Annotated in this window: 12 protein-coding genes; 2 read left to right on the top strand and 10 right to left on the bottom strand. The window is 60.6% G+C overall.

What is annotated here, in order from left to right; genetic code table 11:
- Positions 1–897, bottom strand: coding sequence for a cysteine synthase CysM (gene cysM / locus OP496_RS00075; RefSeq protein WP_280561269.1), 897 nt, complete (start codon positions 895–897; stop codon positions 1–3).
- A 183-nt stretch (positions 898–1,080) separates the two neighbouring features.
- Between cysM and OP496_RS00080 the strand changes: the two genes are divergently transcribed.
- The gene (locus tag OP496_RS00080; RefSeq protein ID WP_280561270.1) at positions 1,081–3,852 is read left to right on the top strand and encodes an ATP-binding protein; all 2,772 of its coding nucleotides are present in this window, start codon (positions 1,081–1,083) and stop codon (positions 3,850–3,852) included.
- Between the two features lie 11 nt (positions 3,853–3,863).
- Here OP496_RS00080 and pdxJ read toward each other — a convergent pair whose 3' ends face one another.
- The 9 genes from pdxJ to rpoE form a co-directional block, all read right to left on the bottom strand.
- The gene (gene pdxJ, locus OP496_RS00085) at positions 3,864–4,685 is read right to left on the bottom strand and encodes a pyridoxine 5'-phosphate synthase (protein ID WP_280561271.1); all 822 of its coding nucleotides are present in this window, start codon (positions 4,683–4,685) and stop codon (positions 3,864–3,866) included.
- Positions 4,686–4,742: 57 nt separating this feature from the next.
- Positions 4,743–5,447 (bottom strand): DNA repair protein RecO, encoded by a 705-nt coding sequence (gene recO / locus OP496_RS00090; protein ID WP_280561272.1) that lies wholly within the window; start codon positions 5,445–5,447, stop codon positions 4,743–4,745.
- 30 nt (positions 5,448–5,477) lie between these two features.
- Entirely contained in the window at positions 5,478–6,377 is a 900-nt protein-coding gene (gene era / locus OP496_RS00095; protein WP_280561273.1) for a GTPase Era, read from the bottom strand.
- A complete protein-coding gene (gene rnc, locus OP496_RS00100) occupies positions 6,374–7,066 on the bottom strand; it encodes a ribonuclease III (RefSeq protein ID WP_280561274.1) in 693 nt (230 codons plus the stop codon). Before rnc ends, era begins: the two co-directional genes overlap by 4 nt.
- An 81-nt stretch (positions 7,067–7,147) precedes the next feature.
- On the bottom strand, positions 7,148–7,951 hold the full coding sequence (lepB, locus tag OP496_RS00105; protein ID WP_280561276.1) for a signal peptidase I: 804 nt from the start codon (positions 7,949–7,951) through the stop codon (positions 7,148–7,150).
- 11 nt (positions 7,952–7,962) lie between these two features.
- On the bottom strand, positions 7,963–9,783 hold the full coding sequence (lepA, locus tag OP496_RS00110; RefSeq protein ID WP_280561278.1) for a translation elongation factor 4: 1,821 nt from the start codon (positions 9,781–9,783) through the stop codon (positions 7,963–7,965).
- Positions 9,784–9,974: 191 nt separating this feature from the next.
- Complete coding sequence (locus OP496_RS00115) at positions 9,975–11,408, bottom strand: DegQ family serine endoprotease (protein ID WP_280561280.1); 1,434 nt, start codon at positions 11,406–11,408, stop codon at positions 9,975–9,977.
- Between the two features lie 318 nt (positions 11,409–11,726).
- Complete coding sequence (locus OP496_RS00120; RefSeq protein ID WP_280561281.1) at positions 11,727–12,488, bottom strand: sigma-E factor negative regulatory protein; 762 nt, start codon at positions 12,486–12,488, stop codon at positions 11,727–11,729.
- Between the two features lie 222 nt (positions 12,489–12,710).
- Positions 12,711–13,316 (bottom strand): RNA polymerase sigma factor RpoE, encoded by a 606-nt coding sequence (rpoE, locus tag OP496_RS00125; RefSeq protein WP_280561282.1) that lies wholly within the window; start codon positions 13,314–13,316, stop codon positions 12,711–12,713.
- A gap of 387 nt (positions 13,317–13,703) precedes the next feature.
- On the opposite strand from rpoE, the gene OP496_RS00130 reads away from it, so the two are divergent.
- Complete coding sequence (locus tag OP496_RS00130; RefSeq protein ID WP_280561283.1) at positions 13,704–14,783, top strand: 3-deoxy-7-phosphoheptulonate synthase; 1,080 nt, start codon at positions 13,704–13,706, stop codon at positions 14,781–14,783.
- The last annotated feature ends 1 nt before the right edge of the window (position 14,784 follow it).

Consider the following 14,784-nt stretch of genomic DNA (forward strand, 5'->3'; position numbering starts at 1 on the left):
TCAGCGCTCCGGGGCAAACAAACCGGTGGATAGATAACGATCGCCCCGGTCGCAGACGATGAACACGATCACCGCGTTTTCCACTTGCTCGGCGATCCGCAGCGCCCCCGCCAGCGCGCCACCGGAAGAGACCCCCGCCAGAATGCCTTCTTCGCGGGCGAGCAGACGCATATGCTCCTCGGCTTCCTGCTGGCCGATATCCAGGGTGACATCGACTCTTGAGGCATCGAAAATGCTCGGCAGGTACTCACGCGGCCAACGACGAATACCGGCGATGCTGGCGCCATCGGCGGGTTGCAGGCCGACGATCTGAACGTCGGAACGCTGCTCCTTGAGATACTGCGAAACGCCCATGATAGTGCCGGTGGTACCCATCGAACTGACGAAATGGGTGATTTGCCCGTCGGTCTGATCCCAGAGCTCCGGCCCGGTGGTGCGATAATGCGACAATGAATTATCGGTATTGGCGAACTGATTGAGCGGCTTTCCGTCACCGCGCGCGATCATTTCGTCGGCCAGGTCACGCGCACCTTCCATGCCTGCGTCCTTGCTGACCTCGATCAACTGCGCGCCATAAGCGGCCATCGCCTGCTTGCGCTCGCTGGAAGCGCTCTCGGGCATGATCAAGGACATGCGGTAGCCCTTGATCGCCGCCGCCATGGCCAGCGCGATGCCAGTGTTGCCCGAGGTCGCCTCGATCAGGGTATCACCAGGACTGATCTCGCCACGCGCCTCGGCTTCTCCTAGCATCGACAGAGCCGGACGATCCTTGACCGAACCCGCCGGGTTGTTGCCTTCGAGCTTGGCCAGTAGCGTGTTGCCATGACCTGCCTGCAGCCGGTTCAAACGCACCAGCGGCGTGTGGCCGACCACATCCGCGAGAGTGGGAAATTGCATGGATTCATCCTTTGCTGACCGCGACCCCCATCGATACGCCGGGCGTGAGCGATGCGCGTCGCGTCAAAACGCATTCGTGGGTTATTCGATGCGTCCAATTATATCCGGGACGGCCCGTCGGCGACAGGCGAACCCGCTGAGTGTGGCATACTGCCGATGGGGAACACGAAGGGAGCGGTCGGAATGTCACTAAGGCTGCGCTTGCTGCTTTTATTGCTGGGTTTGCCACTGGGCGTGGGAATCGCCTATGGGGCGTACGATATCTATGCCGGACGCCAGGAGGCGCGTCAGGCACTCGCCACACGCGTCGACGATGTCACCACGACGCTGGCGCCGGCCTTCACGCTGGCGCTCGATGAAGGGCGTGACGAACACCTCCGCCAGTTGGCCCAACATCTGCTGGATATCGATGAGATCCACGCCGTCAGCGTTCGCGACGGCGATGGCGAGGCCGTGCTCAGCCTCGGCGAAACGCAGCCCGCCCCCGCGCGACCGCTACCGGCCCAGGGTACATTGCAGGGGCACGCGCAACGCTGGCACTGGCTACAACCCTTGGGTACGGTCAATATGGACTCGGAGACAGCAAACGCGCCCACGGCCTACTGGCTGGATGTCGATCTGGGCACCACCGCGCTGACGCTGGCCTTTTATCGCCAGCTGGCCGGCCACGGCATAGTCGGTTTGGTACTGGGCCTGCTGCTGTTCTTGCTCGCTTACCCGCTGAGCCGCCGCCTGACCCGGCCGCTGCAACATCAGATCGACCTGCTCGAACGCCTTAACGGCGGCGATTACAGCGCCCGCCTGAAGCCTCGTGGTGCGCGTGAACTGGCCACGCTGGGGCACCAGCTCAACGCCCTGGGCGATCACATGATGCGGCTGCGCGAGGACACCCAGGCGCAAATCGATCAGACGACCTTCGATTTGCGCGAGTCGATGGAAACCATCGAGGTCAAGAACATAGAGCTCGACATGGCCCATCGCCGCGCGCTGGAAGCCAATCGCATCAAGTCCCAGTTCCTGGCCAATATCAGCCATGAAATTCGTACGCCACTCAATGGCATCATCGGTTTCTGCCAACTGCTCGGACGAAGTGCACTGGACAGCCGCCAGCGCGAATGGCTCGAACAAGTGCAAACCGCCTCGGACAATCTCCTCTCGCTGATCAGCGATGTGCTGGATTTCTCCAAGATCGAGGCCGGCAAGCTCGAACTGGAAACCGTACCGATAGACATGGTCGCCCTGATCGACGAAGTCCTCGGCCTTCAGGCCCCCAACGCCCAGCACAAGAGCCTGCATCTGCTGGGACTGGTCTACGACGATGTGCCCGATCAATTGCTCGGCGACCCCCTGCGCATCAAACAGGTGCTCACCAACCTGGTCAATAATGCCGTCAAGTTCACCGAGCGCGGCGAGGTCGTGGTACGCGTCATGCTCGATGAGCTCAGCACCACCAACACCAAGCTGCACATCAGCGTCCGCGATACGGGAATCGGCCTCGATCTGGCAAGCCGCGAGCGACTTTTCCAGGCCTTCAGTCAGGGCGATGCCAGCCGCTCGCGCCAATACGGCGGTACCGGGCTGGGGCTGATGATCAGCAAGCGCCTGGTTGAGCAGATGGGCGGCGAGATCGATGTCGAAAGCGAAAGCGGCGAAGGCACGACCTTCACGTTTTCGCTGACGCTGATCGCGACGCAACAGCGCGAGCGTCTGCCCGAGTTGAATCTGGGCGGCTATCGCGTCGGCCTGTTCGAACCCCACGCCGCCACCCGGCGAGCCTTCACGCACCTGCTCGAGCGCTGGGATGCTCACGTCGTGCCACTGCCCTCGCGGGATGCCTGCACGAACCCACCACCGGAGATCGACCTATTGTTGCTGGGGCTGACCCAGGATGACTTGCGACCTCGCGAGATCACCGCCTGGCGCGAAGCGCTGAATCACTGCGCGTGCCCCGGGCTGCTGCTGATCAATGCCGATCCCTTCGAGCTGCCCGACCTGGCGCTCCCCCACGGCGGCGAGATCACCACCAAGCCCGTGTCGCGACGCGGCCTGGGCAATGCCATCAACGCCTTGCTGATGGTCGAGGGCGAGCCGGCGCACGCACCAGCGGAGACTCCATCGCCAGCGCCGAGCGGCAAAGTGCTGGTCGTCGATGACACGCCCTCCAACCGCCTGCTGGTCAAGGAGCTATTGCAGGACCGCGGCTTGTCACCGCTACTCGCCGGAAGCGGCGAGGAAGCGCTGGCGATGGCGCAAAGCGAGTCCATTGCGCTGGTATTGATGGACATCCAGATGCCCGGCATGAACGGCGTAGACGCCATGAAAGCGCTCCGCGCGCTAGGCGACGACTGGCAGCGGCGGCCCATCGTAGCGCTGACCGCGCATGCGCTCGAAGAAGAGCGTCAACAGCTCCTGCACGTCGGCATGAGCGACTGCTTGATCAAACCCATCCGCGAACTGGCACTGAATGCCATTCTCGAGCACCACCTGGGTACAATCGCTCATTCCGCGCCCGAGCCTCATTCCGCGCCCGAGCCTCATCCCACGGCGCTTCCCGCACCACCTGGCGAAGCACCGGCGCAAGAGCCGCAGGACGATACCGCCGGGGATGAGTTGCCCGTGGTCGATATGCAACTTGGCATGCGCATGGCCGGTGGACGCGAGGCATTGGCACACGACATGCTCAGCCTGCTCTTCCAACATCTGGATGAATCCGAGCAGGCAATTCACGCCGCCTGGGTCGCTCAGGATGCCGAGGCTTTCCATGAACAGGTCCACCGCCTCAATGGCGCCTGCCGCTACTGCGGCGTGCCGCAACTGGCCCTATTGGCGGAGACGCTGGAAACCCGCTTCAAGGCACAGGGACTCGAAGCCTGCCAGGGACTCTACGCTGCGCTTCAGACCGCGATCACGCGACTACGCGAGTGGCAGGCCCAGCACTGGCAGACCGAGGACTGACGAGTGCAGGCTCAAGCGCCGCAGCACTCGCCGCTATCGTCATGCTCGTGGTCGTGGCTGTGGCCGTGCTCGTGTTCATCGAGCTGCGCCATGACCCCGGCTTCCTGCCCGGCGACCGCGAGGCGCTTCATTTCCGTCACGGCCTCTTTAAGGCCCACGAACAACGCCCGCGCGATAACGGCATGTCCGATATTCAGTTCATGAACGCCGGGGATCGCGGCAATCGCCTCGACGTTGTGGTAATGCAGACCATGACCGGCATTGACCGTCAGCCCCAGTTCGAACGCCATCTCGGCCGCCGCCACCAGGCGTTGGTACTCGATACGCTGTTCTTCGCCACTGGCTTCGGCATAGGCCCCGGTATGCAGCTCGACGGTGGGCGCGCCCAACTCGAACGCGGCCTGGATCTGGGCGGGCTCGGGGTCGATGAACAGCGATACGTCGCTGCCCGTTGCGGCTAGCCGGCGGCAAGCCTCATCCACCCGTTCACAGGCGCCCACGACATCGAGCCCACCCTCGGTGGTGAGCTCTTCGCGCTGCTCGGGCACCAGGCAGACATTGGCGGGACGCAACGCCTCAGCGAAAGCGATCATCTCCTCGGTCACGGCCATTTCCAGATTCATGCGCGTCGTCAGTGTCTCGGCCAGTATGCGCACGTCGCGTTCCTGGATATGGCGGCGGTCCTCGCGCAGATGCAGGGTAATGCTATCGGCGCCGGCTTCTTCGGCCAGCATGGCCGCCTGCACGGGATCGGGATAACGCGTCCCGCGGGTCTGGCGCAGCGTGGCGATATGATCGATGTTGACGCCCAACAGGATACGTGGCGGATTCATGGCGGATTCCTTTCAATGAAAAAGTATGAAATGCGCGATTAGGCTTGCGTTCAGTATTTAGTTGGCGCGTCGACGCTCGGCCAGTCGCCGCATCAATTCTCGCGAGCGCAGGGGGCGCTCACCCAATAAAGGCGCCAATGCCGCACGCGTGACATGCTTGGCAACGCCTGCCAGTCCCGGCGCCTCCCAGTCGCCCCGCGCCAACCACTTGAGGCTGCGCCCATCGATGCCGCTCTCTCCGGCAGCTACGGCGCGAAAACAATACCGCTCGGCGTGGTATCGATAATGCGTGTAGGCGTCCAACGGGGCATCGTGTTCATCGACGAAACGCGGTGCCATGTCGAGGCTCTCCAGCAGAGTGACTTCCAGACGTCTCAACGCTCCCGCCCGCTTGGCAGGCGATGGCAAGGCCTCGAGCGTCAGCGCGTAAAGCGAAAAAACCTCATTCACCGGATACTCCAGCGGCAATACGCGCGCCATGAGTTCGTTGGCGTAAAGTCCGCACAGCAACCCTTCACCGGCCAACAAGGCCGTATTGCCCTGACTTTCAAGCAGTCGCAAACGCTTGAGTTCGCCTTTGCCACTCCAGGTGACGTGCAGGGGGGAGTATGGCTGCAGGATCCCGCGCGCCTTGCTGCCACCGCGTTGCACGCCTTGGGCAACGGCACGCACACGCCCCTGGGTGAGCGTCAGCAACTCGACGATGGCGCTGGTCTCACGGTAGGGACGTTTGTGCAGTAGAAAGGCCGGTTCAGGCGTCATCGCGGCATCCATGCGCCAGGGCAAGCGCCATCAGTCGAGATCGTAACCCAAGCTCTTCAGGGCGCGATCGTCGTCGGACCATCCACCCTTGACCTTCACCCACAGGTTGAGCATGACCTTGGCATCGAAGGCACGCTCCATCTCCAGACGAGCTTCACGGCCGATGCTCTTGATACGTTCTCCCTGGTCGCCGATCAGGATTTTTTTCTGTCCCGAGCGCTCGACCAGAATCAAGGCACTGATGTGCAGCGTCTTGCCGTCATCCTTGAATTCCTCGATCTCGACGGTCATCTGATACGGCAGTTCGTCACCCAACTGGCGCATGATCTTTTCGCGCACCAACTCGGCGGCCAGGAAGCGCTGACTCTTGTTGGTGATCTGGTCTTCGGAAAAGTAATGCACGCTTTCGGGCAAGCGTTGGGCGACTTCGGCTTCAAGCTCGGGCACGTTGGTACCATTCTTGGCCGAGAGCGGCACTACGGCGGCGAACTCGCGCTTCTTGCTCACGCTATCCAGCCACGGCAGCAGACTGCTCTTGTCCTCGAGCCAATCGACCTTGTTGACGGCCAGAATCACCGGTGCCGGTACGTTGCTGAGCTTCTCGAGCACCACGTCGTCTTCCTCGGTCCACTTGGTGCGGTCGACGATGAAGATCACGCAATCGATATCGCGCAGGGCGTGCGTGGCGGCCTGATTCATGAAGCGATTGATCGCCTTGTCGCGACCTCGTGTCTGAATGTGCATGCCCGGTGTATCGACATAGACGAACTGGGTGTCTTCCTCGGTCTTGATACCCATCACCTGATGGCGCGTCGTTTGCGGACGCCGCGCAGTAATGGAAATCTTCTGGCCGAGAATCCGGTTCATCAGCGTCGACTTGCCGACATTGGGGCGGCCAACGATGGCCACGAAACCACAGTGTTGCGTCATGCGTGCCTGCTCTGAGAAGGTTCGAGTATTTCCAGCGCCTTTTCGGCGGCTTGCTGTTCAGCGTGGCGGCGGCTGGAACCGACACCAAGTGTATGATCCTCGAGCATCTCGACATGACACTCGATGGTAAAGACCTGCGCGTGCGCTTCGCCTTCGACCGAGACTACCTCATAGCGTGGCAAAGACGACTGCCGCGACTGCAAGAATTCCTGAAGTCGCGTCTTGGGGTCTTTCTGGTTGTCCTGTAGATCGAGGGTTTCCAGGCGCGTCGCGTACCACGACAGCACCCGCGCCTTGGCGACGTCCATGCCCGCATCGAGATAGATGGCGCCGATCAGCGCTTCGACGCCATCGGCGAGAATCGAATCGCGCCGGTGGCCACCGCTTTTCATCTCGCCGGAGCCGAGTCGCAGGCATTCGCCCAACTCGAACTCACGCGCCAGTTCGGCCAGGGTCTGCCCTTTCACCAGGCGCGCGCGCAAACGCGATAACTGACCTTCTCGCGCTTGGGGGAAGCGCTGAAAAAGCGCTTCACCGATCACGAAGTTGACGATGGAGTCACCCAGAAATTCCAGGCGCTCGTTGTTCTTGCCCCCATAGCTACGATGGGTCACCGCCAATTCAAGCCGCGCGGTATCGCGAAACTGGTAACCGATTCGTTTACTGAGGGCATGCAAAGGGCTACTCACGACACTGCCTTTTTCATCTGTTCTGGGTGAAGCGGCGGAGAGCATGGCTCTCCCCCAGTATGCGTCAGTCAAGAGTATGGTTCATTCGATGACTCTGACACTAGAGAAACTCGGCAAGCCGCTATCCCAGTGCATCCACACTGCGAACGCCTTGCCCACGATATTCTCTTCAGGTACGAAGCCCCAGTAGCGGCTATCGTTGGAATGATCGCGGTTGTCGCCCATCATGAAGTACTGACCTTCGGGCACCACGACCTCCCGCATGTGCGGACCGGGATCGTCGGGATTGTTATAAATGGCATGCGCCACACCATCCAACTGCTCCTCGAGCAGTCGCTCGCCGGGCGCTATCTCTAGATCAGAGTCGGTCAACGATTTGCCGACCGGCTTCCCGTTGACGTAAAGCTGCTTATCTTCATAACGAATGCGGTCCCCTGGCAAGCCGACGACACGTTTGATGAAGTCGACCGAGGGATCGTCCGGGAAGCGAAACACCATGACATCGCCACGCTCGGGCTCGCCGACATCGACGACCTTGGTGTTGATGACGGGTAGCCGCAGCCCGTAGGTGAACTTGTTGACCAGGATGAAGTCTCCGACCTTGAGTGTCGGGCGCATCGAGCCGGAAGGAATCTGAAACGGCTCGACCACGAAACTCCGCAGCACCAGCACGATCAGCAGCACGGGGAAGAAGGAACGCGCATAATCCACCGCCCAGGGTTCCTTGCCCAACTTGTCCCGCGTGGCGGTGTCCAGCCCACCTTCGACTTGCGATTCGGCCTTTTCCAGACGAGCACGGCGGGTTCGCCGCCACCATACGATATCAACCAGCCAGACAACGCCGGTGATGGCGACCGCCAACACCAGCAACAACGAAAAATCCATGGCTATGATTCCTAATCATTCATCTTGAGGACGGCAAGGAAGGCATCCTGTGGAATTTCTACTTTACCTACCTGCTTCATGCGCTTTTTGCCTGCCTTTTGCTTTTCGAGCAATTTCCGCTTGCGGGTCACATCGCCACCGTAACACTTGGCGGTGACGTTCTTGCGCAGCGCCTTGACGGTCGAACGTGCGACCACCTGCCCGCCCAACGTCGCCTGGATGGCAACGTCGAACATTTGACGCGGAATCAGCTCTTTCATCTTTTCCACTAGCGCGCGTCCACGCGGATGCGCATGATCGCGATGCACGATGGTGGCGAGTGCATCGACGCGGTCACCATTGATCAATACGTCGAGACGCACGAGATTGGCGGCTTCGAAACGCTCGAAGTTGTATTCGAGCGAGGCATAGCCCTTGGAGATCGACTTCAAGCGATCGAAGAAGTCCATCACCACTTCGCTCATCGGCAATTCGTAGGTGAGCTGAATCTGACTGCCCAGGAACAACATGTCGAGCTGTGTCCCGCGACGCTGTTCGCACTCGGTGATGATATTGCCGACGTATTCCTGCGGCACCAGAATGCTGGCACGCACGATGGGCTCGCGCATCTCTTCGATGTCGGCCATGTCCGGCAGTTTGGACGGATTGGATACGTATTGTATCTCACCATCTTTCATGACCAGTTCGTAGATGACCGTCGGCGCCGTGGTCAGAAGGTCCAGGTCGTACTCACGCTCGAGACGTTCCTGGATGATCTCCATGTGCAAGGTGCCGAGGAAGCCGACGCGGAAACCGAAGCCCAATGCATCGGAGTTTTCCGGCTCGTAATCCAGCGACGCATCGTTGAGGGCCAGCTTCTCCAGCGCATCGCGGAAGTCTTCGTAATCGTCGGAGCTGACCGGAAAAATGCCTGCATAGACCTGGGGCTTGACCTTCTGGAAGCCGGGCAAGCGCGCGACGTCATCTCCCCCCTTGGCATGCACGATGGTGTCACCCACCGGCGCGCCGTGAATGTCCTTGATGCCGGCCACGACGAAACCGACTTCACCGGCACGCAGCACACCGGTTTGTTTTCGCTTGGGCGTGAAGATGCCGACTTCGCTGACTTCCCAGGCGCGCTCGGTGGACTTCATGCGGATCTTGTCGCCCTTCTTGATCGTGCCGTCGAACAGGCGCACCAGGGAAATCACACCCAGATAATTGTCGAACCACGAATCGACGATCAGCGCCTGCAACGGCACCTCGGGGTTGCCTTGGGGCGGCGGCACGTCACGCACCAGACGCTCGAGCAGAGCGTCCATGCCCAGGCCGCTCTTCGCGGAAATCTGGCAGGCATCGGAGGCATCGATGCCGATGATTTCCTCAACCTCATGGGCCACGCGATCGGGATCGGCCTGGGGCAGGTCGATCTTGTTGAGGACCGGCAGGACTTCGAGCCCTTGCTCCACTGCCGTGTAGCAATTGGCCACTGATTGCGCCTCGACGCCTTGCGCCGCATCGACCACCAGCAACGAGCCCTCGCAGGCATAAAGCGAGCGCGACACTTCGTAGGAAAAATCGACGTGGCCTGGCGTATCGATGAAGTTGAGCTGATAGACCTGACCATCCTCGGCCTTGTAGTCCAGCGTCACGGACTGCGCCTTGATGGTGATGCCTCGCTCACGCTCGAGATCCATCGAGTCGAGCACCTGCTCCTTCGTCTCGCGCTCGGTCAAGCCACCGCAGATCTGGATGATGCGGTCGGAAAGCGTCGACTTGCCGTGGTCGATGTGGGCAATGATGGAGAAATTGCGAATGAGTGGAAGCGTTGCGTTATTTTCGTCGCGGCTCATCAAGTCCTACCTGGGTCAGAAACACGATCCGGCCAAGCAATGAAGCAAGCGTATGCGGACCGATGGACAATTCAATTGAAAGGCATTGTACCGGCAAGCACCTTCCATGGACAGCGAGGGCGTGTGATCGACACGACGAGGCCCCGACGGAGCGGGGCCTCGATGCCTAGCGTCTGCACGCCGACCCGGTATCAGTCATCGGCGGGCTGCAGCCGCAGCGCCACGAACAGCGATTGTCCGTCACGCATGATACGCACCGGAATGGCACGGTCAGTGGGTGCATTCTTCACCGCTTCCAGCAAGGCATCGGTGTTTGCGATGGCCTTGCTATCGAAGCTGACGATGACGTCACCGCGGGCGATTCCGGCCGCGGCTGCCGCACCTCGTGGGTCGATCTGACGCACCAGGACACCGTTGTCGACGTCCAGTTGCTTGCGCATCTGCTCGTCAAGGTCGCTGATCGCGACGCCCAGGCGCGCTTGACTGTCATTCTCCTGGGGCTGTTGGCTGGACGCCATTTTGCCCTCTTCCGGCCAGTTGCCTACGGTGACCTCGACCTTCTGAGGCTCGCCATCACGCAGGATGTTCAGCGTCACGTCGTCGCCAGGCGATACACGGCCCACCAAACGGGGCAAGGTGGTGGAATCCTCGACCTTTTCGTCGTCGACCGCGAGCACCACATCGCCGGCCTTGAGTCCGGCCTCGCTGGCAGGGCCATCATCGGTGACATCGGCAATCAACGCACCGCGCGTATCGTCAAGACCGAAGGATTCCGCCAAATCGTCCGATACGGGCTGTATCACCACCCCGAGCCACCCACGGCTGACGTGCCCTGAGTCTTTCAACTGATCGGCGATGTCCATCGCCACATTGATCGGGATGGCGAAAGAAACCCCCATGAAGCCACCGCTACGGGTGTAGATCTGGGAGTTGATGCCCACGACCTCGCCATCGAGATTGAACAAAGGGCCGCCGGAATTGCCAGGGTTGATCGCCACATCGGTCTGGATGAAGGGGACGTAAGCGTCACTCGGCAGGGTGCGATTGATGGCGCTGACGATGCCTGAAGTGACCGAATGATCGAACCCGAAGGGCGAGCCAATGGCCGCGACCCATTCGCCAACCTGCAGGTCGTCGGAGTCCCCCATGTCGAGTGTCGACAAATCGTCGGCATCGACCTTGAGTACGGCAACGTCGGTTTTCTTGTCGGCGCCCACCAGAGTGGCCTCGAGCTCGCGGCGATCATTGAGTCGCACCACGATCTCGTCGGCACCGTCCACCACATGCGCGTTGGTCATGATGTAGCCATCACGGCTGATCACGAACCCCGACCCTAGCGAGTGGCGTTCTTGACTGCCCTGACCGGGCGCTCCCGGCGTCATGGGCGGCATCTGATCGCCGAAGAAGTGGCGAAAGATATCGGGGACGCCCTGATCTCCAAACGGCGATCCAGACATGCCCCGGGGTTCGACCGTACTGGTAGTGGAAATGTTGACGACGCCCGGCGCGGCGTCTTCGACCAATTGAGTGAAATCCGGCAGTTCGCGCGCCTGAGCGATCTGCGCAGCGCATAACGTAACGAACGCCAATAACAATGGGGTGACATAACGAGAGAGACGTTGCATAAAAGACTCCTGATGAAAAGCGTGAACTCGTTGACTAAAACGAGGAGTCACATTGACAACTGCCGGGATGCACACCGGCCTACCAAGGGTCGATAGCCAAGAGATCTCGTATCGACACCTTCATTGCTACATTAAAGGGAGAAGCATTCACGGAAAAGCATCATTGGCTCAATGGGCGTCCCTGCTACCTGTCAGCCGCCTCCCGCACCTATCCACACAGCACGTCGCCGAAGCGCCAAACGACAAAGGCGCGCTCCTGACAACAGGTAACGCGCCTTGGCACGGGATCGTCACACGCGGACGACAGACGGCATGGAATTAACGCTGACTCGATACCTCGGCACCCGAGCCATCGGATGCGCGAGAAGACGACATCCAAGCCTCGCTAGCTCCCTGCTGCTGGTTCAAGTACGCCTGCAGAAGGCGCGCCTGCTCATGGTCGCTGCTTAACGCCTGACGCGGAGAGTCGGAAAAGAGCGACGCATCCATACCGACCTCCATGGCACCGCCGGGCCCTGAAGGCGCCATGCTGGGAAATACTGGATTCGCCCCAGACGAGGTCAAGAACCCGTTTCCGTCGCCGCCGAAACTCGCTAGCCTGGCGCCGACACCGCCCCCCGAGGGCGCGCTCTGCAGCGATGCTGGCTGCACGCTGGCGCCGCCCTCGGCGGAAGGCGTCTCGCTGGAAGAGGCATTGCCGCTGGCGAATTCAGCCCCTTCACCAGTGACACCGTCCGGCGAATTGGCGTTGTACACCTGAACGCCGGTAATGACCATCAGCGACACCGCAGCCGCGACGGCGGCACTTCCTGCGAAGGAAGACGGCACCACACGACGCGAGTTGGTCGCCTCCTGAGGTCCGGATTCGTCGGCAAGGCGCGCCATTATGCCGGCGGACAGATCCGCACTGACATCCACACCACGATCACGCTGCATCATGCTGCGCGCCAAGTGATAACGCCGCCATGTCTCGGCGTCTTCAGGCGCGTCTTGCAACGACTTCATGACACGGCGTATCTCGAGCTCGTCGCCCTCATTATCCATCAGCGCGGACAAGGGCTCTCGCACGTTCTGATTCATACCTACACCCTCACATTCGAGAAGACGACTGCCCATCGTCTACTGGGCGCTACGCAGCGGTTCACGTGTGGCAACACCTTTTCTTGATATCTTGCACGAGCGTCTTGCCCACCTGACGCGATAGCGCCCACTCATTCCACTGGTACTCGTTGAGACGTCAAAGGCGCCGGACAGTTCAATTTTGCATGCGTCGAGTGACACTTTTTTTATCACCCGGCTTGATCACTCGACCGTGGCATCGGCCTGACGCGGCGCATTGAGCATCGGCTCGATGGCTTTATCCACCGCCTCACGTGCTCTGAAAATGCGCGAGCGCACCGTGCCGACCGGACACTGCATGATATTGGCGATGTCCTCATAGGCGAGACCATCCATCTCACGCAAGGTGATCGCGGTCCGGAGATCTTCCGGCAGGTTCTCGATGGCCTCGAACACCACCGCCTCGAGCTGATCGCGCTGCAAGGCGGCTTCCGGAGTCTCGATGTCGGAAAGACGACCGCTATGGTCGACCACCTCGGCATCCACGATGTCCATATCGCTGCCCGGCGGCCGTCGGCCGCGGGAAACAAGATGATTCTTGGCGGTGTTGATGGCGATGCGATACATCCACGTATAAAAGGCACTATCGGAGCGAAACTTGCTCAAGGCGCGGTATGCCTTGATGAAAGCTTCTTGGGCGACATCCTGCACTTCGGCAGGGTCATGCACATAACGCCCGATCAAGCCGAGGATCTTGTGCTGGTACTTCTTGACCAGGAGATCGAAAGCCCGGGTGTCTCCCTTCTGGGCACGCTCGACGAGCTGGTGGTCGGTATCCCTGGTGCCCATTCATTCCTCCCCCATGCCGGAGGCACTATAAAGCGAAGCGCCGACAACGGCGCCAGCGCAGGAAAATTGTATCTGCTGTGTGGTCATCATGTTCCAGTCGAGCCCACAGGGCACTGAAGAATCAAAGTAATAGACGAAATTGGGCGAAGACCTAGGGTCATGTGGCCGATCCACTTGCTTGACTTAAGTAGTGCCTAGTGTTCCTTTTTCTGCCCGCCCCATCAAGGCGATAAAGCGGCGGATGCGCTGATGGCATCCGAGCATTGACCGTCATCATGGCGAGAAGTTCGGCCATGACATTGATTTTCCCAGCGCTGACAGGCGATAGTAACGATTCTTAGCAAGCGAAACCGATGCCCTTCGCGACACATATCTACAGGTAGCGGAATGTCAGAACAGCAGGTCAATAACATTAACGTCCTTTCTCAGGACGTACTGGTCACACCCGAAGCGCTCAAGCGTGAAATTCCTCTTTCCGAGGAGGCCGAGCGCACGGTACTCGAAGGGCGCCGAACCGTTCAACGGATTCTCGACGGCGACGACCCGCGTCTTGTTGTCGTCATCGGCCCCTGCTCGATCCACGATGTGGATGCGGCACGCGATTATGCTCGCCGTCTGCGCCAACTGGCCGACGAGGTAAGCGACAGCCTGTACGTGGTCATGCGTGTGTATTTCGAGAAGCCGCGCACGACCGTCGGCTGGAAGGGGCTGATCAACGACCCGCACCTCGACGACACCTTCGACATCCAGGAAGGGCTGCGCACCGCCCGGCGCCTTCTGGTGGAGCTCACCGAAATGGGCCTGCCGTTGGCCACCGAGGCGCTGGATCCCATCTCGCCGCAGTATTTGCAGGATTGCATCAGCTGGTCGGCCATCGGGGCACGCACCACCGAATCCCAGACACACCGTGAAATGGCCTCCGGTCTCTCGTCGCCGGTCGGCTTCAAGAACGGCACCGACGGCAGTCTCGACGTCGCGGTCAACGCGCTCAAGTCCGTCGCCAATCCGCATAACTTCCTGGGTATCGACCAGGGCGGACAAGTCGCCGTCATTCGCACACGTGGCAACCCCTACGGCCATGTCGTGTTGCGCGGCGGCAACGGCAAGCCCAATTACGACAGCGTCAGCGTTACTCTCGCCGACCAGGAGCTGCGCAAGGCGGGCGTGATACCTAATATCATGGTCGACTGCTCGCACGCCAACTCCAACAAGGATCCGTCCTTGCAGCCCTTGGTAATGGATAACATCGCCAACCAGATCCTCGAGGGCAACACCTCGATCATGGGGCTGATGGTCGAATCGCACATCGGCTGGGGGAACCAGAAGATTCCCGAGGATCGCTCGCAGCTTCAGTACGGCGTTTCCATCACCGATGCCTGTATCGACTGGCCGACCACCGAAACGGCCATGCGCGAGATGAACGAGAAGTTGAAGCCGGCACTGCCCCAGCGCCAGCGCGGCGAATAAG

The organism is Chromohalobacter sp. 48-RD10, from assembly GCF_029889785.1.
Classification (GTDB): Bacteria; Pseudomonadota; Gammaproteobacteria; order Pseudomonadales; family Halomonadaceae; genus Chromohalobacter.

What these genes read in the sequence shown, in the direction of transcription:
- OP496_RS00080 (WP_280561270.1), top strand. Translation starts at nt 1,081, where the DNA reads ATGTCACTAAGGCTGCGCTTGCTGCTTTTATTGCTGGGTTTGCCACTG.
- OP496_RS00120 (WP_280561281.1), bottom strand. Translation starts at nt 12,488, where the DNA reads ATGAATCAGAACGTGCGAGAGCCCTTGTCCGCGCTGATGGATAATGAG.
- cysM (WP_280561269.1), bottom strand. Translation starts at nt 897, where the DNA reads ATGCAATTTCCCACTCTCGCGGATGTGGTCGGCCACACGCCGCTGGTG.
- pdxJ (WP_280561271.1), bottom strand. Translation starts at nt 4,685, where the DNA reads ATGAATCCGCCACGTATCCTGTTGGGCGTCAACATCGATCATATCGCC.
- era (WP_280561273.1), bottom strand. Translation starts at nt 6,377, where the DNA reads ATGACGCAACACTGTGGTTTCGTGGCCATCGTTGGCCGCCCCAATGTC.
- rpoE (WP_280561282.1), bottom strand. Translation starts at nt 13,316, where the DNA reads ATGGGCACCAGGGATACCGACCACCAGCTCGTCGAGCGTGCCCAGAAG.
- lepA (WP_280561278.1), bottom strand. Translation starts at nt 9,783, where the DNA reads ATGAGCCGCGACGAAAATAACGCAACGCTTCCACTCATTCGCAATTTC.
- lepB (WP_280561276.1), bottom strand. Translation starts at nt 7,951, where the DNA reads ATGGATTTTTCGTTGTTGCTGGTGTTGGCGGTCGCCATCACCGGCGTT.
- OP496_RS00115 (WP_280561280.1), bottom strand. Translation starts at nt 11,408, where the DNA reads ATGCAACGTCTCTCTCGTTATGTCACCCCATTGTTATTGGCGTTCGTT.
- OP496_RS00130 (WP_280561283.1), top strand. Translation starts at nt 13,704, where the DNA reads ATGTCAGAACAGCAGGTCAATAACATTAACGTCCTTTCTCAGGACGTA.
- recO (WP_280561272.1), bottom strand. Translation starts at nt 5,447, where the DNA reads ATGACGCCTGAACCGGCCTTTCTACTGCACAAACGTCCCTACCGTGAG.